This window comes from Kribbella monticola (genome assembly GCF_003261635.1).
Taxonomy (GTDB): Bacteria; Actinomycetota; Actinomycetes; order Propionibacteriales; family Kribbellaceae; genus Kribbella; species Kribbella monticola.
Genome location: NZ_QFXK01000031.1, coordinates 1 through 22,391, shown reverse-complemented (window position 1 = coordinate 22,391; position 22,391 = coordinate 1). Strand labels below are relative to the sequence as shown.

The following is a 22,391-nucleotide window of genomic DNA, read 5'->3' as shown; positions in this document are numbered from 1 at the left end:
GGCGTTCAACCCTTGGCCGTTGCCGAACGAAAGCCCTGGAGGCCAACCGACCATGCGGGACACCGAGCTCGAGCTCTCGGTCGTCGTACCGATGTACGACGAGGAAGAGGTGCTCCCGTTCTTCTTCGAGCGGATGCGTCCGGTGCTGGACGGCCTCGGCGTGCGGTACGAACTGCTGGCGGTCGACGACGGCAGCCGGGACGCCACGGCGTCGCTGTTGCTCGCCGCCACGGCCGACTGGCCGGAGCTGCGGCTGGTCCGGCTGCTCCGCAACAGCGGCCATCAGGCGGCTCTGTCGGCCGGGTTCCGCCGGGCGCGCGGTGAATACCTGGTCACCATCGACGCCGATCTCCAGGACCCGCCCGAGGTGATCGCCGAACTCTTCGCCACAGCCCGCGAGAAAGACGTCGATGTCGTGTACGGCGTACGGTCGGATCGTTCCAGCGACACCTGGGCGAAGCGGACCACCGCGCGGATGTACTACCGGTTGATGGGCCGCCTGGTCGGCATGGACATCCCGTTCGACGCAGGCGACTTCCGGCTCGTCTCCCGCCGGGTGGTGGACGCGGTGAACCAGCTACCGGAGGACGGCCGGGTCTTCCGGCTGGTGATCCCGTGGCTCGGCTTCCCCAGCACCCAGGTGCGGTACGTGCGCGCCGGACGGGCGGCAGGAACCACGAAGTACGGGCCGGGCAAGATGCTCCGGCTCGCGTTCGACAGCGTGACCGCGTTCTCGGCCGCGCCGCTGCGGCTGGCGACCTGGCTCGGCCTGCTGGGCGGGCTGTTGTCGGGGATGTTCGTGGTCGGCGCCTTGTTCATCAAGCTGTCCGGACGGAGCATCCCCGGCTGGACGTCGACGGTGCTGGCGGTCAGCGTGATCGGCGCGATCCAGTTGCTGTGCCTCGGCCTGCTGGGGGAGTACGTGGCGCGCTTGTTCCAGTCCAGCCAGAAACGGCCACAGTTCCTGGTCGGCTACGACAGTCTCGACGACAAGGGCCACCAGGCCCGCACAGAAGAATCCGTCAACTCTTGACCACCATTGTCGGTACGCCGGCCACCACGACCCCGCGACACTCAGCCGGTACGGCGTTGACGCGCGGGCTGCCCTGGTTGCTGCCTTTTGCCGTCGCCCTCATCGGCCTGCTCTCGGTCGACGTGCCGGTCGGCGCAATCCTGCGATATCTCGCCTATTTCGGCCTCACCGTCGTCGTTCCCGGAGTCCTGCTCCTGCGCGCGCTCTGGCGGAGCACCGGCAACTGGGCCGAGGATGTCGGGCTCGGTGGTGCTGTGGGCGCGACCTTCAAGCTGCTCGGCTGGGCGCTGTTCACGGCGCTCGGCTGGCAGAGCTGGCTCGCTGTCTGGCCCGCACTGGTGATCGTCGCGTTCGCGGCAGTACCGCTTCTTCGCCGGCACTGGCGGATCGCCGAGCCGAAACCGTTGCCGCTGTTGTGGACCTGGGGCCTGGTGATCGCGGCCGTTCTCCTGTTCGGCGCCGCCACCTTCGGTGTGATGGCGTATCACCCGATGCCGCCGAACGGCACGGCGTACTACCCCGATCTGCTCTACCACCTGTCGATGGTGAACGAACTGATCCGCGCGGTGCCGCCGGAGCTTCCGCAGGCCGCCGGGCTGCGCCTGGACTACCACTGGTTCGCGAATGCGGACATGGCGTCGGCCGTCGACATCACCAAGCTTTCGCCGATCATCGTGCTCTACCGGCTCTGGTTGCTGCCGACCGGCCTGATCGCCCTGCTCACCTTCGCGGTGCTCGCCAGGACGGTCAGCCGCGCGTGGTGGACCGGCGTACTGGCGGCAGCGGCCTTCGCTGGTCCGCAGTTGCCCTTGTGGTGGAACACCAAGGTGGACCTCTTGCCACCGCTCAGCCTGCTCAGCCCGTCCCAGACCTTCGGCATGATCATGGCCGCGACGGCTGCGGTCTTCCTGATCGAGTTGCTGTTCCGGGGCAGACAACCGAAGACGCTCTGGGTGCTCGCGCTCACAGTGGCTGTCGTCGGTGGTGGCTCCAAACCCACGGTTCTGCCGGTTCTGGTCGGCGCGGTCGGGTTGGCGGCGCTCTTCCTACTGATCCGTGACCGGCGACTGCCCATCCGGTTCATCGCGGCCGGATCGTTGCTGGTGGCATCGGCCGTCGGCACGATGATCACCGTCGCCGGCAGCACCAGCGGCTCGGGCATCCAGTTGCTCGCGGTCGTCAAGGTGTCGGCCGGGTACGGCGCGGCCACCCACGACCGGAGCCAGCCCGGACAAGGCGGCTGGCTCCTGCCCGCGCTGGCGTCCGGCCACCTCTTGGCGATCGTCGGCGCTCTGGTCGTCTTCGGCCTGCTGATCGTGGGACAGGCCACCGCCGCCGCGGGGTATGCATTGCTGGGGCGGCGGGACACCCGGCGCGATCCGCTTGCCTGGTTCCTGCTCGGCGCCTTGATCGCCGGCTGGGCCGGGTTCCTGCTGGTCGACCACCCGTCCGTGAGCGAGTCGTACTTCGTCCGTACGGCGGTCCCGTTCAGCATCGCGGCGATCGGCTGGCTCGCGGTTGTGCAGGCCAAGAAACACCGCCCGACACCGGTGCTCGTCCCCGCGGCCCTGGCGCTCGGCGCGCTCTATGCGTTCCTGCTGCTGTGGGGAAAGACCAAACCCCACGGCAACCAGTTGAGCCGCATCGTCGACGTCGGCCGCCCGCTGATCGCCGTACTGATTCTCACCGCCGTACTACGGATCGCCTGGCCCTCGCTGGTCAAGGTGTGGCCGGGCGCGGCGGGGCTCGGCGGAGTTCTCGCGTTGCTGACGATTCTCGCTGTACCGACGGCCTTCGGGGTGGCGCAGGACCTCCACGTCCGCGGTGGCCACCAGTCGAAGGTGTTCGCCTCGCGGTTCTGGCAGGTGCATCCCGACGAGGCCGCGGCGGCGATCTGGCTGGCCCACAATTCGCGGCCGAAGGACATCGTGGCCGGCAACGCGTACTGCAGGCCGGCCGGGTTGCAGTTGGCCGGCTGCGACGCGCGCGGCTACATCATCAGCGGCATCGCGGGTCGCCGGACGTTGATCGACGGCTGGGCCTACACCTCGGAGGCGATGGCGAAGCAGGGCGCCGGCGGACTGCGCTACACGAAGCAGCCGTCGCCCTGGCCCGACCGGGTCGCGATCACCGAGGAGGCGCTGTACTCCCCGAACCCGCAGGTGCTGCACCGCCTCCGGCACGAGTACGGCGTCCGCTGGCTGTACGCCGATCGCCGCGACGGCCCCGTCTCCGCGCGACTCGGTCAGCTCGCCTCCTTGCGACACCGCGAGGACCAGGTCGGCATCTACGAACTCAAACAGTGATTGCCGCGTAACATACGGTCAGCGTGGGACGTTACGTCTACGCCGGCCCGCTCGCCCCGAGCCGATGCATGCAGCACTGGTGTGATCGACAAGGGGCGTGGGAATGACGGCGAGGCGGTCACTCATCGCAGCCGCCCTCGTCGTCGTACTCGGGCTGGCCCCGCTCGCGGCCGGCGCTTATCAGGTGCCCTCGGCCCCCTTCGAGGACGCCGCGACGACGGCCCGTACGACGATGCCCGGCTCCGGCCTCGTCCAGACGATCTCGGTGTCGGGGAAGACCGCGCTGTCCGACCCGAGTACGGCGGGCGAGCGTGGTACCGGCGCACGGACCTATTCACCGCCCATCGCCAGGACCACCCCAGCGCAGGATGTCGTCGTGGACACCGGCGACTGTGCCTCCACCGGGAGTTGCGGTAACCGGGGCACGGTGACGATCACGTTCTCGCAGCCCGTCCGCGACCCGGTCCTGCACGTCGCCGGCCTCGGCGGTGCGGCCACCCAGACCGTCAACGGCCGGCCCACTGGCCAGTCCGAGTTGCACTCCGTCCTCGAACTCACCACCGCCGGCATCAGCCTGACGAAACTTGGCGAAGGCAACAACCTGGCGGTCACCAGCGACACGATCACCGCTGCAAACCCCGACGCGGGTCCGAACTGCATCAATCCGAAGACCGGTACCGGTCCGGATGCCGCTGCAACCGCAGCCTGCGGATCGGTCCGGGTGCTCGGCGTCGTCAAGTCCGTCGCCTTCGAGGTCACCGCGGTCTTCACCAAGAACCGAGCACTGCCCGCGTTCAACACTCCAACGTCCGGCGACGTCTTCTCCATCGTCGCGTCGGTCGGCGAGGACTTCGGCGACGCGCCCTCGTCGTACGGCGCTGCGTGGTCGGTGCTCGGCGACGCACGACTTGGGTCGACGGCGACCGAAGACAACGCGACGATCGCCAATGGAACGAGTGGCCCGGCGGTTCCGGATCAGGGCGACGACGGCGTCACCTTCAAGCCACTACGCACCAAAACCAAGAGCTACTCGGCGTCGGTCGCTCTGACCGGTACGACGAAACCCGGCCGCGTCTGCGGATGGATCGACCTGGACAAGAGCGGCACCTTCGCCCCGACCGAGCGATCCTGCGCCACCTTCACCGCCGGACAAGGCGCGGTCACCCTGAACTGGTCGAACCTGGCCGGCCTCACCGCTGGTACGACGTACACGCGGGTGCGGCTCGGGTACACGTCGGCGCAGGTGGAGAAGCCGGCTGGTGCGGCGGACTCCGGCGAGGTCGAGGACTATCCCGTCGTCATCGCGCCGCCGCCGGCTCCGATCGCTGTGGACGACCTGGCGACGACGGCGTACGACACCGGGGTGACGGCCGATGTCCTCGGCAACGACAAAGCGGCCGATCCGGAAGCCGCGCTGGTGCCCGACTCACTCTGTCTGGTCGACGGCGCCCAGTGTGGCGTGATGGTCAACGTTGTCGGCCAAGGCAAGTACGTCGCTACGAGCGGCAAGGTCGGTTTCGACCCGGTCCCCGGCTTCGTCGGAGTCGGCAAGCCGGTGACCTACCGCGTTGCCGACAGCAACGGAACGACCGCGACGGCCAACCTGACCGTCACCGTCTCCCTGCCGGCCAAGCCGGTCGCCGGTCCCGATCTCGCGACCACGCCACAGAACGTCAGTACTGCGGTGACCGTCCTCGCCAACGACAAGGCCGCGCCGGGAGTGACGCTGGACCCGACGACCCTCGTACTGCGTGATCCCGCCGACGCAGCGCTCAAGAAGTCGGTCGTCGTCCCGCGCGAGGGCACCTACACCGCGCGATCCAACGGACTCGTCGACTTCGTCCCGCTGGCGCGCTTCACCGGTGTCGCCACCTCCCTCGGCTACCGGATCACCGACAGCACCGGTCAGTACGCCGAGTCGACGCTCACGGTCACCGTCACGCCGGTGATCCCGAAGGCGATCGGTGACTCGGTGGCCTCGCCGTTCGACACGGACGTGGACATCGATGTCCTCGGCAACGATCTGCCGGGGTCACCCGACGCACCGCTCGATCCGGCGAGTCTGAAGCTGGTCGATCCGGCGGGCGATCTGGTCGACAAGCTGGAGGTGGTGCGCCAGGGCACCTATCTGGTGGCCGACGGCAAGATCGCGTTCCAGCCGGTGCGTGGCTTCCGCGGGACGACGACGCCGGTCGGCTATCAAGTGCTGGACAAGAACGGCACCGCCGCGCGAGCCCGGTTGGTCGTCTCCGTGGACGCGCCCGGTCCACCGGTGGTCACACCCGACACGGTCACCACGAAGCAGGGCCGATCGGTCTTCGTCGAGGTGCTCGCGAACGACAAGCCCGGCCCCACCGGTTCGGCGCTCGACCCGGCGACGGTCCGGTTGCTGCGACCGACGACGAGAAGCCAGCCGGTGACCAGTTTGGTGATCCCCGGTCAGGGCAAGTACACCGCCGGGCCGGACGGCCGGATCCTGTTCGAACCGCTGCCCGCGTTCCACGGCAAGGCGACTCCCGTCACCTACCAAGTTGCTGACGGCAACGGTGCTCTCGGTTCGGCGACTCTCACCCTGAGCGTCACCGCTGTCCAGCCGGACGCGAACGACGACACGGTCAGTACGGCGTACGACACCGCGGTGACCGTGTCGGTGCTGGTGAACGACGACGCCGGCGATCCGGGGGCGCCACTCGTCCCGGGCAGCGTGCGGCTGATCGATCCGATCACACTGAAGCCGGGGACGACGGTGAAGCTGGCCGGCCAGGCGACGCTGGTGGCGAAGCCGGATGGGACCGTGGGCTTCGATCCGCTGCCGACCTTCACCGGTACTGCGATGCCGGTTGGCTACACGGTGTCCGACGTGAACGGCACCGTGGCAAAGGCGATCGTCACCGTCACGGTGGCGAAGCCGCCCGCTCCGGCCGCCCGTCCGGACACGGCGACCGGCAAACAGGATCTCGACGTCTCTGTGGACCCACTCGCGAACGACCAAGCAGGTAAGGGCACCGGCCTGGACCCGGCCAGCCTGGTCCTGATCGATCCGGTCGACGGAGCGGAGGTGAAAACGGTCGAGCTCCCCGGCGAGGGCAGGTACACGGTCGTTCCCGGCACCGCGGCGAGTTCACTCCCCAGAGTTGTCTTCGACCCGGTACCGGCGTTCACCGGCCGGGCGAAGGCCATCAGCTATCAGGTCGCCGACCGCTTCGGTCAAACGGCTCGCTCGACCATCACGATCACGATCACCGCCATCATCCCGCTCGCGGTCGATGACGTCGGCAGAACGCCGTACGACGCGACCGTGCACGTGAAGGTGCTCGGCAACGACAAGGCCGGTGACCCGAGTGCGCCGCTGGTGCCCGGATCTGTGCTGCTGAAGGACCCGGCCGACGGGGTGTTGAAGACGAAGGTGGTGATCGCGCACGAGGGTGAGTACACGGTCGCAGCCGGCGTCGTCACCTTCGATCCGGCCGCCACGTTCGCCGGCGCGGCCACCCCGGTGCCGTACCAAATTGCCGACGACAACGGAACGGTCGCGTCCGCGGTCATCGAGCTCACCGTCGGCGCGCCGCCGATCGCACGCCCGGACACCGCGTCGACCCTGCAGAACGTCACGGTCACCGTCAACGTTCTCTCCAACGACTCGCCCGGCACCGACGCCACCCTCGATGCGTCCTCGGTGCTCATCGGCGGGCAAAGAGATTTCAGCCGCACCTTGACCGTCCCAGGGCAGGGGACGTACGCCGTTCAGGCCGGCGGGGCGATTGTTTTCGATCCGCTGCCCTCGTTTCACGGCCGAGCGCGGCCGATCAGCTACCGGGTCGCCGACTCGAACAAGACGGTTGCGTCCTCGACGCTCGGCATGACGGTGGTCCAGGTGCTGCCCTCGACCGTGAACGACTCCGCGATCACCCCGTTCAACCGGCCGATCACAGTGGACGTGCTGGACAACGACAAGGCCGGCGATCCGAGTGCGCCGTTGGTCCCCGGATCGGTGCTGCTGAAGGACGGTTCGACGTACGGGAAGAGCCTGAACCGGCCGGGGGAGGGCCGGTACGCCGTCAGCGCGGACGGCTCGATCACGTTCACCCCGGTGAAGGACTTCCAGGGCGCGACCGGGGCAACGCAGTACAGGGTGAGTGACGGAAACGGGACGATGGCGACCGGGCTGCTGTTCGTCACTGTCGGCAAAGGGCCGGAGGCCAAGCCGGATCTCGGTACCACGAAGCAGAACCACGACGTCACGATGGATGTCCTGGGCAACGACTCGGCGGGGACCTCGGCCACTTTGGTGAAGTCGTCGCTGCGGCTGTTCGACGGCAGGTCCTGGGTGACGTCCGTTGCGATCGCCGGCCAGGGGACCTTCAAGGTGGGCGCGCGGTCCGGCGGGGTCAGTTTCGATCCGGTCCCCTCGTACAGCGGGCCGAGTTCGATCAGCTACCAGGTCGCGGACACCACCGGGAACACGGCGACCTCGACGGTCACGGTGGCGGTGACCCCGATCGTCCCGAGCCTCGCGGACGACACCGCGAGTACGGCGTACGACACCGCCGTGACCGTGCCCGTGCTGGCGAACGACAAGGCCGGCGATCCCAGTGCTCCGCTCGATGCCGCGAGCGTGCGCGTGATCGATCCGGCGACCGGTAATGCGGTCGCCGGTCTGCAGGTGGCTGGGCAAGGGGCGTTCACAGTCCAGCCGGACGGTGGGATCAGGTTGATGCCCGCGGCGGGCGCGAGTGGCGCGACGACGCCGGTCACCTACCAGGTCAGCGATGCCAATGGGACGACGGCGACCGCGACGGTGACCGTGACCATCGGAGCGAAACCGGTGGCGTTGCCGGACCTGGCCAAGACCAAGCAGCACCTGAAGGTGACCTTCGACCCGCTCGTGAACGACAAGCCCGGAGCGGGTGCCACGCTCGACCCGGCGACGCTGTTACTGGTGGACACGAACCGCGAATTGGTCAGCAACGTGATCGTGCCCGGTCAGGGCACCTACACCGTTGCCGACGGCAAGATCACCTTCGCCCCGACGGCGACCTTCAGTGGTACGACGCGGCCGACGGCGTACGAGGTGAAGGACTCGGCCCGTAACGCGGCCCGCTCGACGGTCACCGTGACGGTCGTGCCGGTCCGGCCGGAGGCAGTCGATGACGCCGCGAGTACGGCGTACGGGGCGGCCGTGACCGTGCCGGTGCCGGCGAACGACAAGGCCGGCGATCCCAGTGCGCCCTTGGTGGCGTCGTCGGTCGTGCTGCGCGACCCGGCCGATGGGAAAGAGAAGACTTCGGTGACAATCCCGGGCGAGGGCGACTACCTCGTCCGGCCGGACGGCACCGTCGGATACACCCCGGTGAAGGGCTTCACCGGTACCACCAGTTCGCTGACGTATCGGATCAGCGACGCGAACGGGACGTCGGACACGGCTCGTCTGGAGATCACCGTGCGTGGTCCCGGCGAGGCGAAGGCCATCCCGGACAGTGGTACCGGAACGCCCGGCAACCCGGTGGTCGTGAACCCGCTGCTCAACGATGCCGCGACCCGTGGCGCGGTCTGGCGGCCCGGCAGTGTCTGCCTGGTCACCGGCCCGGCCGTCTGTGGGAAGCAGGTGGCCGTACCGTCCGTCGGACATTGGACGGTCGGCACCGACGGGACGATCAGGCTCGTTCCGGAGCGGGGCTTCATCGGTACGGCGAAACAGGCGTACCGGGTGACCGACAGCAACGAGGTGTCGGTGACCGCACAGGTGAAGGTGACCATCGGGGCCCAGCCGGCCGAGTCCGTTCAGCACAGCGAGACCACGTTGCCCGCCACCGGAGGGCCCTCGGGATTCTTGCTGACGCTGGGCGGACTCCTGGCCGCACTGGGTGCCGCGCTGTTACTGGCCACCCGCCGGGGCCGCCAATAGTGGGGAACTGCGGCGCCGGGTCCCGGCTGAGGAGCGGGACCCGGCCCTGTAGACGATCACACCTGCTCGTCGGCAGCGCAGGTTACTCAGGGAGTGCCTGCTTCGGCGGGATCGCGAGGAGCTTGTCGGGGTTCCGTACGACGTAAATCTTGCTGATCGCGTCGCCGGGGGCCAGTTCGAGGAAGGCGACGCTGTCGACCACGTCGCCGTCGTACGCGATGAAGGCCGGCTCACCGTTCACCTCGGCCATCCGGATGTCGAAGCGGCCCTCCGGTACCTCCTTCTGGAAGAGCCCGACCAGCCAGCGCGCGACCTTGTCGGCACCCTCCAGCGGCCGGAGTGCCGCCTTGCGCTTGCCCCCGCCGTCGCTGACCAGGACGACCTCGGGCGCAAGCAGCGAGACGACCTGATCGAGGTCGCCCGACCAGGCCGCGGCCAAGAACTGATGGGTGACCTCGGAGTGCCGCGCCTTGTCCACCCGCTGCCGGGGCTGCCGCGCGTGCACGTGCTCGCGAGCCCGGTGCGCGAGCTGCCGTACGGCGGCCTCGGAGCGGCCGAGCGCGTCGCCGATCTCGCTGAACGACAGGTCGAAGACCTCCCGCAGTACGAAGGCGGCCCGCTCCAACGGTGTCAGCGTCTCGAGTACGACGAGCATCGCCATCGACACCGAGTCGGCGAGCTCCGCGACCGCAGCCGGATCGTCACCCGAAGGGGTGGCCGCGATCGGCTCGGGCAACCACGGCCCGACGTACTGCTCCCGCCGCGACTTCTGCTGCCGCAAGCGGTTCAGCGCAAGCCTGCTGGTGATCCGGATCAGGTACGCCCGCACATCCTGTACTTCGGACCGATCAGCCGCCGCCCACCGCAACCAGGTCTCTTGTACGACGTCCTCCGCGTCGACCATGCTGCCGACCACCCGGTACGCCGCCCCGACCAGGACCGCCCGATGCTCCGCGAACTCGGCCGCCAACTGCTCGTCGCTCATACTCACTCCACCCCGGTTCGATCCGCTTCGCGAGTCACTTTTGCACAGCCACGCCGGCGGTCCGCAGCCCGGGACCTGACCTCGGTCACTCGGCGTGCGAAGCTGGCTCCGGGTGCTGCAGACCACTGAATCAGTGTTGGATATTCATGCGGCGTCTGGCATACTCATTCATATGAGCCTGAAGGTCGCGGTCGCTGGTGCCAGTGGGTATGCCGGGGGAGAACTGCTCCGGTTGCTGTCCGGGCATCCAGAGGTCGAGATCGGGGCGCTGACTGCCGGCGGTAGTGCCGGTACGGCGCTCGGGCTCCACCACCCGCACCTCGTGCCGTTGGCCGGGCGCACCCTGGTCGAGACCTCGGCGGAAACGCTCGCCGGTCACGACGTGGTGTTCCTGGCCTTGCCGCACGGACAGTCCGCCGAAATCGCCGAGCAACTCGGTGAGGACGTCACCGTGATCGACTGCGGCGCGGACTTCCGGCTGATCGAGGCCGAGGCGTGGGTGGAGTTCTACGGCGGTCAGCACGCCGGCCACTGGCCCTACGGGCTGCCCGAGCTGCCCGGTCAACGGGACAAGCTGCGTGGCACCAACCGGGTCGCGGTGCCGGGGTGCTACCCCACCGTGTCGACCCTTGCTCTGCTCCCCGCCGTCCAAGGCGGTCTCGTCGATCCCGGCCAACTGGTGGTGGTCGCGGTGAGCGGGACGTCGGGAGCGGGCAAGGGTCCCAAAGCGCACCTGATGGGCGCGGAGGTGATGGGTTCGGCCACGGCGTACGGCGTCGGCGGGGTGCATCGTCATACGCCGGAGATCGAGCAGAACCTCAGTGCCGTCACCGAGGACAACGTCTCGGTGTCTTTCACCCCGGTGCTGGCGCCGATGGCGCGCGGCATCCTCGCGACCTGCAGCGCGCCGGTCGCCCCCGGCGTCACCGCGGAGAGCCTTCGGCAGGTCTACGAAGACGCCTACAGCAACGAGCCGTTCGTGCACGTGCTGCCGGAAGGCCAGTGGCCGCAGACCCAAGCGACGCTCGGCGCCAACACCGTGCAACTCCAGGTCACTCTGGACCAGCGCATCGGCCGCGCCGTGATCGTGGCCGCGATGGACAACCTCACCAAGGGCACCGCCGGCGCCGCCGTGCAGTGCATGAACCTGGCCGCGGGACTCGACGAGACCCTGGCCCTTCCCCTCGTAGGAGTAGCGCCGTGACATTAGCCGTCACCCCGGACGCCCAAGTCGATCGGAGCGCCGGAGTCACCGCGCCGGCCGGCTTCCGCGCGGCCGGGGTGATCGCCGGGATCAAACCGGCCGGCAAGCCGGATCTCACCGTCGTGGTCAACGACGGACCGTCGTACGCCGCGGCCGGTGTCTTCACCACCAACAAGGTGAAGGCCGCGCCGGTGCTGTGGTCGCAGCAGGTGCTGACGGCAGGCAAGCTCAAGGCGGTCGTGCTGAACTCGGGCGGCGCGAACGCGTGCACCGGTCCGGAAGGCTTCCAGGACACGCACAAGACGGCCGAGAAGCTCGCCGAGGTGCTCGGGGTCGGCGCGGCCGAGATCGGCGTCTGTTCCACCGGCCTGATCGGCGAGCGCCTCCCGATGGACAAGCTGCTGCCCGGCATCTCGGCGGCAGTCGATGCGCTGGGCAACGAACCGACGCACGGCCTCGCCGCCGCGACCGCGGTGATGACGACCGACAACGTGCCGAAGCAGGCAGTGCTGAAGCACTCTGGTGGCTGGAGCATCGGCGGTTTCGCAAAGGGCGCGGGGATGTGCGCCCCGAACATGGCGACGATGCTCAGCGTGATCACCACCGACGCGATCGTCGACCAGCCGCACCTCGACCACGCGCTGCGCAATGCGGTCGGCAAGACCTTCAACCGGCTCGACGTCGACGGAGGTACGTCGACCAACGACACCGTGCTGTTGCTCAGCTCAGGGGCATCCGGTATCACTGTGCCCGCCGACGAGTTCGAGACCGCGTTGACCGCGCTCGCTGCCGACCTGGTCAAGCAGTTGCAGGCCGACGCGGAGGGCGTCACCAAGCACGTCAGCATCACCGTGCAGAACGCGGCCACCGAGGCCGAGGCGGTCGCCGCCGCGAAGATCGTGGCCGAGGACAACCTCTGCAAGACCGCGTTCTTCGCCTCCGATCCGAACTGGGGACGGATCGCGATGGCCGTCGGCAACGCCCCGACCGCCTTCGACCCTGCGTTGCTCGACATCACGCTGAACGGCGCCGCGATCTGTGTTGCCGGCGGCAAGGGTGTCGATCGGTCCGAGGCGGATCTCAGCGGACTGGAGATCGACGTCGTGATCGACCTGCACGCCGGCAACGCGTCGGCGACGGTGCTGACCACCGACCTGTCGCACGCGTACGTCGAAGAGAACTCGGCGTACTCCTCATGACCACTACGGCACAGGCCACCGCGGTGGAGAAGGCGGCGGTCCTCACCGAGGCGCTGCCGTGGCTGAAGGAGTTCCACGGCAAGACGATCGTGGTCAAGTACGGCGGCAACGCGATGGTGGACGACGAACTCAAGCAGGCGTTCGCGTCCGACATCGTCTTCCTGCGGCACTGTGGTGTCCGGGTCGTCGTCGTGCACGGCGGTGGGCCGCAGATCAGCGAGATGCTCGGCCGGCTCGGGATCTCCTCGGAGTTCCGGGGCGGGCTGCGGGTCACCACCCCGGAGGCGATGGACATCGTCGGGATGGTACTGGTGGGTAAGGTCGGCCGCGAGCTGGTCGGGCTGCTGAACGCACACGGGCCGTTCGCGGTCGGCATGTCAGGTGAGGACGCCGGCCTGTTCACCGCGGAACGCCGCGGCGCGATGATCGACGGCGAGTCCGTGGACATCGGCCTGGTCGGCGATGTGGTCGACGTTCGGCCGGAAGCCGTGATCGACCTGATCGACGCCGGCCGGATCCCGGTCGTGTCGACGATCGCACCCGACGAGGACGGCCAGGCGCACAACGTGAACGCCGACACCGCCGCCTCGGCTCTCGCGGTCGCATTGGGCGCGTCCAAGCTCGTCGTACTGACCGATGTTGCCGGGCTCTACCGGAACTGGCCGGAAAGCGACGAGATCATCACCCAGATCGACGCGGCCGAGCTGGCCGAACTGCTGCCGACGCTCGCCTCCGGGATGGTGCCGAAGATGGAGGCCTGCCTGCGCGCCGTACAGTCCGGGGTCTCGCGGGCGACCGTGATCGACGGCCGGGTACCGCACTCGTTGTTGCTGGAGATCTTCACCGATGCCGGAAGTGGAACCCAGGTGATCCCGTCATGACCGAACTGGTAGCCGTCGAAGACACCGGGGCCGCGCTGGCCGAGCGGTACTCGAACGCGCTGATGAACACCTTCGGGCCGCCGAAGCGGGCGCTGGTCCGCGGCGAGGGCGCGTACCTGTGGGACGCCGACGGCCGCAAGTACCTCGACCTGCTCGGCGGGCTCGCGGTGAACTGCCTCGGCCACGCGCACCCGTTCGTGGTGTCGGCCGTGACGAGCCAGCTCGCCACCCTCGGGCACGTCTCCAACTTCTTCGCCTCCGCGCCGCAGATCGCGCTGGCCGAGAAGCTGCTCTCGCTGTTCGATGCCCCCGGCAAGGTGTTCTTCACCAATTCGGGTACGGAGGCGAACGAGGCGGCATTCAAGATCACCCGGAAGACCGGCCGCACCAAGATCGTCTCGACCGTCGGCGCCTTCCACGGCCGCACGATGGGCGCGCTCGCGATCACCTGGAAGCCGGCGTACCGGGAGGCGTTCGCGCCGCTGCCGGGCGACGTCACCTTCGTTCCGTACGGCGATGCTGCCGCGCTGGCTGCCGCTGTCGACGGCGAGACCGCGGCCGTGGTGCTCGAGCCGATCCAGGGCGAGAACGGCGTCGTCGTACCGCCCGATGGCTACCTCGAAGCGGCTCGGCGGATCACCTCCGAGCACGGTGCGCTGCTGTGGATCGACGAGATCCAGACCGGCGTCGGGCGGACCGGTGACTGGTTCGCGTTCCAGGCCGCGGGAATCACGCCCGACATCGTCACGGTCGCGAAGGGCCTCGGCGCGGGGATCCCGATCGGCGCGTGCCTCGGCTTCGGTGAAACTGCTTCATTGCTGCAGCCGGGCAACCACGGTACGACGTTCGGCGGCAATCCGGTCGCGGCGATCGCGGGCCTCGCGGTGTTGACGGTGATCGAGCGGGACGGGCTGCTCGCCAATGTCAATGCCATCGGCAACCATCTCGTCTCCGCGATCGAGGCGCTGGATCACCCGCTGATCGCCGGCGTCCGGGGTCGTGGGTTGCTACTCGCGATCCAGCTGACCGCGCCGGTGTCGGACCAGGTCGCGGCGGGGGCGCTGGAGGCGGGATTCATCGTCAACAATCCGGTTCCGGACGCGATTCGACTGGCACCGCCGTACATCCTGAGCAAGGCTGATGCGGACAGTTTCGTCGCGGCCCTCCCCGGGCTGCTGGACGCTTGCGTTGTGGAGGCTTCGTGACCAGGCACTTCTTGCGGGACGACGACCTCAGTCCGGCCGAGCAGGACGAGGTCCTGACGCTGGCCGAGCGGTTGGTGGCCGACCGGTTCGGGCATCAGCCGCTGGCCGGACCGCAGACCGTCGCGGTGATCTTCGACAAGACGTCGACCCGGACCAGGATCTCGTTCGCGGTCGGGATCGCGGAACTCGGCGGCGTACCGCTGATCATCGACGCGCAGACCTCGCAGATGGGCCGCGGTGAACCGATTGCCGACACGGCCCGGGTGCTGGACCGGCAGGTCGGCGCGATCGTGTGGCGGACGTCCGGGCAGGTCCGGATCGAGGAGATGGCCGGGGCATCGCGGGTGCCGGTGATCAACGCGCTGACCGACGAGTTCCACCCGTGCCAGATCCTGGCGGACCTGCTCACCGTGCGGCAGCACAAGGGCTCGACCGCGGGATTGAAGCTGGTCTACCTCGGCGACGGCGCGAACAACATGGCGCACTCCTACCTGCTCGGTGGAGTGACCGCCGGGATGCACGTGGTCGTTGCTTCACCGGCGGACTATCAACCTGACGCGGCGGTGCTCGCCAAAGCCGTGGAGATCGGTGGTGTCACGGGCGGTTCGGCGTCGTGGAGTCCAGACGCCTTCGAGGCTGTTGCCGGGGCCGACGTGGTCGCGACCGACACATGGGTTTCGATGGGACAGGAAGCCGAAGCCGCGTTGCGCGAGGCACCTTTCGTTCCGTACGCCGTGACGTCCGACCTGCTGGCCAAGGCGAACGACGACGCGATCGTGCTGCACTGCCTCCCGGCGTACCGGGGCAAGGAGATCGAGGCGGCCGTGATCGACGGGCCGCAGTCGGTCGTCTGGGACGAGGCCGAGAACCGGTTGCATGCACAGAAGGCGTTGCTCTCATGGCTGCTGGCGAACTCATGACGATGGCCGTGCCGACCACCAAGACCGCGCGCCAGCAGCGCATCGTCGACCTGCTCGGCCGGCAGCCGGTTCGCTCGCAGACCGAGCTGGCCGATCTGCTCTCGGCCGCGGGACTCGTCGTCGGCCAGGCGACGCTGTCGCGCGACCTGGTCGAGATCGGCGCGGTGAAGGTTCGCGATTCGACCGGCCAACTGGTGTACGCCGTACCGGGTGAAGGCGGTGACCGTACGCCGCGCGCCGGTGAGGCCGCTGCCTTCGAGGCCCGGCTGGCCCGAGTGGCGTCCGAGTTGCTCGTGTCGGCGGAAGGCAGCGCCAACCTGGTGATCCTGCGAACCCCGCCGGGTGCGGCCCAGTACTTCGCGTCGGCGATCGACCACGTGGGACTGGACGACGTACTCGGCACCATCGCCGGCGACGACACCGTGATGGTCGTCTCCCGGGACCCGGCCGGCGGCCAGGCCCTGGCCGCCAGATTCCTCGGTCTGGCCGCGCGCCACACCGACTCCAAGTAAAGGACTGTTGAGATGAGCACCGGAGAAAGCGCCGCACTCTGGGGCGGCCGGTTCGCCGGTGGGCCCGCGGACGCCCTGGCAGCGCTGAGCAAGTCGACGCACTTCGACTGGCGGCTCGCGCCGTACGACATCGCCGGTTCCAAGGCCCACGCCAAGGTGCTGCACCGAGCCGGGCTGCTCACCGACGACGACCTCGCGAAGATGCTGACCGGCCTCGACGAACTCCTCGCCGATGTCCTCTCCGGCGCCTTCGTGGCGGCCGAGGACGACGAGGACGTGCACACCGCGCTCGAACGCGGCCTGCTGGACCGGTTGGGAGCCGAGCTCGGCGGGCGGCTGCGGGCCGGGCGGTCCCGCAACGACCAGATCGCCACTTTGTTCAAGGTCTTCCTGCGCGACCGCGGCCGGATCATCGCCCGGCTCGTCCTCGACCAGATCAACACCCTCGCCGACCAGGCCGAACAGCACCTCGGCGTCGCGATGCCCGGCCGTACCCATCTCCAGCACGCCCAGCCGGTGCTGCTCTCGCATCACCTGCTGGCCCACGCATGGCCGCTCGTCCGCGACCTCGACCGGCTGCGGGACTGGGACAACCGGGTCGCCGCCGATTCGCCGTACGGGGCGGGTGCGCTGGCCGGCTCCTCGCTCGGGCTGGACCCGGTCTTCGTCGCTTCCGAGCTCGGCTTCACCGGCTCGTCGGCGAACTCGATCGACGGCACCGCGGCCCGCGACTTCGTGGCCGAGTTCGCCTTCGTCACCGCGCAGCTCGGCGTCGACCTGTCCCGGCAGGCCGAAGAGGTGATCATCTGGGCGACCAAGGAGTTCGGCTTCGTCCAGCTGGACGACGCGTACTCGACCGGGTCGAGCATCATGCCGCAGAAGAAGAATCCGGACATCGCCGAACTGGCCCGCGGTAAGTCCGGCCGGCTGATCGGCAACCTCACCGGGTTGCTCGCGACGCTGAAGGCGCAGCCGCTCGCGTACAACCGGGATCTGCAGGAGGACAAGGAGCCGGTCTTCGACTCCGTGGACACCCTCGAGGTGCTGCTGCCCGCGTTCACCGGGATGATCCGGACCTTGCGTTTCAACGTGGAGCGGCTGGAGGAGCTGGCGCCGCAGGGGTTCTCGCTGGCGACCGACATCGCCGAGTGGCTGGTGAAGCAGAAGGTGCCGTTCCGGATAGCCCACGAGGTCGCCGGCGCGTGCGTGCAGGAATGCGAGAAGCGCGGGATCGAGCTGTGGGACCTGTCCGACGACGACCTCGCCGCGATCTCGCCCGAGTTGACGCCTGAGGTGCGAACCGTGCTGAGCGTCGAAGGGTCGATTGCCTCCCGCAACGGTCGCGGCGGTACGGCGGGGGACCGGGTCGCCGAACAACTCGCCGAACTCCGCGCCCGCGCCGCCGACCACGCGAAGGCGCTGGGCTGAGGCTTTAGAGTTCCGGGCATGCCTGTACGCCGTACGTCGTTGGCGCGCCCGGTTCTCGAAGTGGCGCCGTCATTGCTGGGGATGGTGTTGCGCCGGACCACCGACGAGGGGACGGTCGCGGTCCGGATCACCGAGGTCGAGGCGTACGACGGGCCGAACGACCCTGGGTCGCACGCGTACCGGGGGCAGACGGCGCGCAATGCGGTGATGTTCGGGCCACCTGGGTTTCTCTACGTGTACTTCACCTACGGCATGCACTTCTGCATGAACATCAGCGCCGGCCCGGACGGACAGCCCTCCGCAGTCCTTCTCCGAGCCGGCGAGGTCACCGAAGGCCTCGCCCTGGCCAGATCCCGCCGAGGCGCCACCCCACCCGCCGCCTCAACAACGGTGAAAACTCGGCGGATCGCGGACCGGGATCTGGCTCGTGGACCGGCTCGGCTTTGTGTCGCGTTAGGGATCACCCGCGACGCCAACGGTGCCGACCTGCTGTCCCGCGATTCTGCGATCCAGCTCCTACCGGGCACACCCTTCACCGGCTCCCCGGCGACCGGCCCGCGAGTAGGACTGCGGGAAGCAGCCGACCGGCCGTGGCGGTTCTGGATCCCCGGCGAGCCGAGCGTCTCGCCGTACAAGCCGCATGTGCCGAAACGTCGTTAGCGGTTGGCCAGCTCCAGCACGAATTCGAGCTGGGGAAGACCGTGCTCGACCTCGGGATCCGGGAAGAGCCCGACGTGATGAACCCCGGCAGCATTCAGCGCGTCCAGGTGAGCAGCCGCGTCGTCGAGCGTGCCGATCGGGCCGATCTCGGTCCACCAGTCGGCCGGCATCGTGACCAGCCCGGGCACGCCCTGCTCGTCGAACCGCTTCACGAGCTCGTCGTAGAACGGCAGTGCGACCAGCCCAGGGTTCTTCTCGCCGATCAACCCGGCCAGCCAGGGCGCTGTCCACTCGTACGCCGTCTTGCGGTCGGCGCGCACACAGAACGCGGAGAAGACAGCGACCACGAACCCGTCCGGCGACCCGGCCTGCTCGACCGCGGCCCGCACGTACGACGGGCTGGCCGGCTCGGCGAGCACCACGCCGCCCGCGACCCGACCCGCGAGCGCCATCGACTTCGGCCCACGCACTCCCAGGAGGATCGGTGGTGCGGCGGCCGGGGGAGCGTCGAGCTTCACCTGGTCGAGGTGCACGTACTGGCCGTCGACGGTCACCTCTTCACCCGCGAGCAACCGATTGACGGCGACGGTGACCTCCTCCAGAGCGGTCAGCGGCGACTTCGGCCGCACCCCCATCTGGCCCATCCAGTCCTGGACGCCGTGGCCGATACCGGGCAGGAACCGTCCCGGCGCGAGCGCGTCCAGCGTCGCGAACTCCATCGCGGTGACAGCGGCCGTCCGCACCACCGCGGGCACGATGCCGAGGCCGACGGTCAGCCGCTCGGTCACGGTCAGCGCGGCCGACACCAGCGACGGACCGGCGGTGTAGAAGCAGTCCTCGATCACCCACAGGCTGTCCGCGCCGCCGGCTTCCAGGCGGCGGGCGACATCGGTCACCAGAGCGGCAGGATAGGTCCGCGGGAAGCACATCCCGATGGCAGCAGAGGTCAGTGTCATATCGAGACCGTAAAGGTCGCCGCCGACAGTCTGGTGAACAGGCGTACGGGACCTCCGGACGGGTAGGTTTCGGGCATGGCCCGACAGCACTACTCCTCCCGCCTGGAGGACTGGTTCAACGCAGGCGTGCAGGCGATCCTGCGCCGCCGCGGCTGGCGGGAGCGGATCATCCCGCATGTCGGCTACGGCAACCACGAGTACGTCCGGGTCCTGGCCCGCGTCGTGCTCAGCCGCGATCCGCGCAACCAGCCCCGCTACGACGAGGACCAGGTGGTCCGCGGCTGGAAGGTGTTCGTCACCGCGCCGGCGACCGGAGTACAGGTGGCGGTCACCGTGGCCGGCCAGAGCTTCGAGGCGACCACGGACCGCGGCGGCTTCATCGACCTGTCCGTCCCGGTCGTGCTGCCACCCGGCACCCACGAGATCAGCCTCGGCGTGCACGGCGAACGGCAGGCGCGGGCGCAGATCGTCGTACCGGACCCCGACGCCACCTTCGGACTGGTCAGCGACATCGACGACACGGTGATGCTGACGATGCTCCCGCGTCCCATGATCGCCGCCTGGAACACCTTCGTCCGCGACGAGCAGGCGCGACGCGTAGTACCGGGCATGGCCGAGATGTACCGCGAACTGCTCGCCGACCACCCCGGTGCGCCGATCTTCTACCTGTCGACCGGTGCGTGGAACACAGCGCCCACCTTGACCCGGTTCCTCGCCCGGCACGGCTTCCCGGCCGGTCCGATGCTGATGACGGACTGGGGGCCTACCAACACGGGTTGGTTCCGCAGTGGTCGCGAGCACAAGCGCACGGCACTGCGGCGACTCGCAGCCGAGTTTCCTCAGGTCCGCTGGGTCCTGGTCGGTGATGACGGGCAGCACGACCCGCAGCTGTACGGCGACTTCGCGCAGACCCATCCGGATCACGTCCGCGCGATCGGGATCCGCCAGCTGACCCCCGCCGAGCAGGTGCTGTCGCACGGTCTTCCAGTGCCGAACCCGGACCCCGGTGCCCACGACCCGCACCGCCCCACCGCCGCCACAGTCCACGGCCCCGACGGCCACGCCCTGGTCGCCCAGCTACGCGCAGTCCTGTCCCGCCCGGAAGCCACGTAGTCGTTGCTGGCACCCTTGTTACCGCCACGACGTACACAAGGAGACCAAGTGACCGACAGCGGGACCGCAAGCCGCACGCAGGTGCTCGACGACCTGGACAGCCGCGGCCTGATCGCGCATTCGACCGATCCCGACGTACTGCGTGCCGCGATGGCCGCCGGGCCGATCACCTCCTATGTGGGCTTCGACCCGACCGCGCCGAGTCTGCACATGGGCAACCTGCTCCAGCTACTCACGCTCCGGCGTCTGCAGCTGGCCGGTCACAACCCGATCGGTCTGGTCGGTGGCGCCACCGGTCTGATCGGCGACCCCAAGGAGTCCTCCGAGCGGGTGCTGAACCCCAAGGACGTCGTCCAGCAATGGGTGGAGCGGGTCCGCGGCCAGGTGGAGCGGTTCGTCGACTTCGACCAGTCGCTGCCGAACCCGGCCCGGATCGTGAACAACTACGACTGGACCAAGGACCTCAACACGCTCGACTTCCTCCGGGACATCGGCAAGCACTTCCCGGTGAACCGGATGCTCGGACGCGAGGTGGTCAAGGCCCGGTTGGAGCAGGGGATCAGCTACACCGAGTTCAGCTACGTGCTGCTCCAGTCCCTGGACTACCTGGAGCTCTACCGGCGACACGGCTGCACGCTGCAGACCGGGGGAAGCGACCAGTGGGGCAACCTGACTGCCGGCGTCGAGCTGATCCGGCGTGCGGACGGCGGCAAGGTGCACGCGTTGGCCACGCCGCTGGTGACCAAGGCGGACGGGACCAAGTTCGGCAAGACCGAGTCGGGCACCGTCTGGCTCGACCGCGAGCTGACTTCGCCGTACGCGTTCTACCAGTTCTGGTTCAACACCGACGACCGCGACGTGATGCAGCTGGTGCGCTTCTACACCTTCCGTACTGCGGAGGAGATCGCCGCACTGGAGGAGGCAACCGCCGAGCGACCACATGCGCGCGAAGCCCAGCGTGTGCTCGCTGAGGACGTCACTACCCTCGTACACGGCGAGGACGAGACCCGTCGGGTCCAGGAAGCGTCGAAGGCGCTGTTCGGGCAGGGCGAGCTCGCTGCTTTGAACGGAGAGACGCTGGTGGCTGCGCTGCGAGAAGCACCGCACGTGGAGCTTGCGGCCGGCGAGCCGATGCCGACGTATGGCGATCTGTTGGTGAAGTCCGGCCTGGTGGCCAGCAAGTCCGCTGCGCGGCGCACTGTCGCCGAGGGCGGGGGATACCTCAACAACGTGAAGGTCAGCGACCCGGAGTACGTACCGGGCTCGGACGATCTGCTGCCCGGTGGCGCACTGGTACTGCGACGCGGGAAGCGTTCATTTGCAGGGGTTCTGGCTTCGGCCGCTGGGAGCTGACGAGTTCTGGGCAGCTCCCGGCGTGCGCTGGGAGCTGCTCCCTCGAGGGCCGGGAACGGTGTTCCCACAGTGCCGCTGGCCATCCCACAGAGTGGATGCCGAGGGCAAATTACAGCCGTGTGATTCGACCCACCGGATATGGATTTGACCGGCTACCGGGAAGCCACGTAATGTTCTTCTTGTTGGAGCGAGTGCGGGACGCGCAAGCGGCCGGTCGCTCCGAACCCCCCAAAGGCTAGCTGAGCCGAACCGCGTCTTCTTGACTCGGGGCGGTAGCGCCGACGCGGGTGGTGGATCGGAAAAAGTCGGGCTTGACCCGGCGGATCTGGTCCGGTAAGGTAGCGCAGGTTGCCCCGGAGTCCGGGCCGAAAGGTCGCGGACGCGGTGTGCGCCCGATTCTTGAGAACTCAACAGCGTGCCGAAAGTCAATGCCGAAATTTAGCATTAACCCCCTTCACGGGTCTCGGTGGTAGCAGGTCTGTTCTGGCCTCTTCGAGGTTTGGATGGTCTGGTGTCGTCGTGGATTCGTGTTGGATTCCTTTGTAATTTTTCTGGATTCAAGTCAGTTTGATTTGTTTCTGATTGCAATGGATCGTTTTTCGTTTGTCTGTTATCCGCGCCTTTGGTGTGGTTGACATATAGATTTCAACGGAGAGTTTGATCCTGGCTCAGGACGAACGCTGGCGGCGTGCTTAACACATGCAAGTCGAGCGGTAAGGCCTCTTCGGGGG

15 protein-coding genes and 1 rRNA gene are annotated in these 22,391 nt (G+C 68.5%); 14 read left to right on the top strand and 2 right to left on the bottom strand.

Annotated features, from left to right (window positions below):
• Nucleotides 1-52: 52 nt before the first annotated feature.
• The 3 genes from DIZ26_RS19475 (at nt 53) to DIZ26_RS19465 (ending at nt 9,244) form a co-directional block, all read left to right on the top strand.
• On the top strand, nt 53-1,033 hold the full coding sequence (locus DIZ26_RS19475; protein WP_112243521.1) for a glycosyltransferase family 2 protein: 981 nt from the start codon (nt 53-55) through the stop codon (nt 1,031-1,033).
• A complete protein-coding gene (locus tag DIZ26_RS19470; RefSeq protein ID WP_232828457.1) occupies nt 1,030-3,339 on the top strand; it encodes a hypothetical protein in 2,310 nt (769 codons plus the stop codon). The genes DIZ26_RS19475 and DIZ26_RS19470 overlap by 4 nt, the downstream gene beginning before the upstream one ends.
• Nucleotides 3,340-3,442: 103 nt before the next feature.
• A complete protein-coding gene (locus DIZ26_RS19465; protein WP_232828456.1) occupies nt 3,443-9,244 on the top strand; it encodes an Ig-like domain-containing protein in 5,802 nt (1,933 codons plus the stop codon).
• Between the two features lie 82 nt (nt 9,245-9,326).
• Here DIZ26_RS19465 and DIZ26_RS19460 read toward each other — a convergent pair whose 3' ends face one another.
• Nucleotides 9,327-10,229, bottom strand: a complete 903-nt coding sequence (locus DIZ26_RS19460; RefSeq protein ID WP_112243519.1) for an RNA polymerase sigma-70 factor — start codon at nt 10,227-10,229, stop codon at nt 9,327-9,329.
• A gap of 172 nt (nt 10,230-10,401) precedes the next feature.
• On the opposite strand from DIZ26_RS19460, the gene argC reads away from it, so the two are divergent.
• The 8 genes from argC to DIZ26_RS19420 are packed head-to-tail and all read left to right on the top strand — an operon-like array spanning nt 10,402 to nt 18,238.
• A complete protein-coding gene (gene argC, locus DIZ26_RS19455; RefSeq protein WP_112243517.1) occupies nt 10,402-11,433 on the top strand; it encodes an N-acetyl-gamma-glutamyl-phosphate reductase in 1,032 nt (343 codons plus the stop codon).
• Nucleotides 11,430-12,632: a bifunctional glutamate N-acetyltransferase/amino-acid acetyltransferase ArgJ gene (argJ, locus tag DIZ26_RS19450; protein ID WP_112243515.1), complete on the top strand. Its 1,203-nt coding sequence runs from the start codon at nt 11,430-11,432 to the stop codon at nt 12,630-12,632. The genes argC and argJ overlap by 4 nt, the downstream gene beginning before the upstream one ends.
• Nucleotides 12,629-13,513 carry an acetylglutamate kinase gene (gene argB / locus DIZ26_RS19445; RefSeq protein WP_112243513.1) on the top strand — a complete coding sequence of 295 codons (885 nt, stop codon included), beginning with the start codon at nt 12,629-12,631 and terminating at the stop codon, nt 13,511-13,513. The genes argJ and argB overlap by 4 nt, the downstream gene beginning before the upstream one ends.
• Nucleotides 13,510-14,718, top strand: a complete 1,209-nt coding sequence (locus DIZ26_RS19440; protein ID WP_112243511.1) for an acetylornithine transaminase — start codon at nt 13,510-13,512, stop codon at nt 14,716-14,718. Before argB ends, DIZ26_RS19440 begins: the two co-directional genes overlap by 4 nt.
• Nucleotides 14,715-15,638, top strand: a complete 924-nt coding sequence (gene argF, locus DIZ26_RS19435; protein WP_112243509.1) for an ornithine carbamoyltransferase — start codon at nt 14,715-14,717, stop codon at nt 15,636-15,638. Before DIZ26_RS19440 ends, argF begins: the two co-directional genes overlap by 4 nt.
• Nucleotides 15,617-16,150: an arginine repressor gene (locus DIZ26_RS19430; RefSeq protein WP_232828455.1), complete on the top strand. Its 534-nt coding sequence runs from the start codon at nt 15,617-15,619 to the stop codon at nt 16,148-16,150. The genes argF and DIZ26_RS19430 overlap by 22 nt, the downstream gene beginning before the upstream one ends.
• A gap of 12 nt (nt 16,151-16,162) precedes the next feature.
• Nucleotides 16,163-17,578, top strand: coding sequence for an argininosuccinate lyase (gene argH / locus DIZ26_RS19425; protein WP_112243507.1), 1,416 nt, complete (start codon nt 16,163-16,165; stop codon nt 17,576-17,578).
• A gap of 18 nt (nt 17,579-17,596) precedes the next feature.
• Complete coding sequence (locus DIZ26_RS19420) at nt 17,597-18,238, top strand: DNA-3-methyladenine glycosylase (protein ID WP_112243505.1); 642 nt, start codon at nt 17,597-17,599, stop codon at nt 18,236-18,238.
• Here the strand turns inward: DIZ26_RS19420 and DIZ26_RS19415 are convergent.
• Entirely contained in the window at nt 18,235-19,194 is a 960-nt protein-coding gene (locus DIZ26_RS19415; protein WP_232828454.1) for an LLM class flavin-dependent oxidoreductase, read from the bottom strand. The two genes, DIZ26_RS19420 and DIZ26_RS19415, sit on opposite strands and share 4 nt — an antisense overlap.
• A 75-nt stretch (nt 19,195-19,269) precedes the next feature.
• On the opposite strand from DIZ26_RS19415, the gene DIZ26_RS19410 reads away from it, so the two are divergent.
• The 3 genes from DIZ26_RS19410 to DIZ26_RS19400 form a co-directional block, all read left to right on the top strand.
• Entirely contained in the window at nt 19,270-20,307 is a 1,038-nt protein-coding gene (locus DIZ26_RS19410) for an App1 family protein (protein ID WP_112243503.1), read from the top strand.
• Nucleotides 20,308-20,355: 48 nt separating this feature from the next.
• Entirely contained in the window at nt 20,356-21,660 is a 1,305-nt protein-coding gene (gene tyrS / locus DIZ26_RS19405; protein ID WP_112243501.1) for a tyrosine--tRNA ligase, read from the top strand.
• Between the two features lie 645 nt (nt 21,661-22,305).
• Nucleotides 22,306-22,391: ribosomal RNA gene (locus DIZ26_RS19400) — 16S ribosomal RNA — on the top strand; the annotation flags it as partial.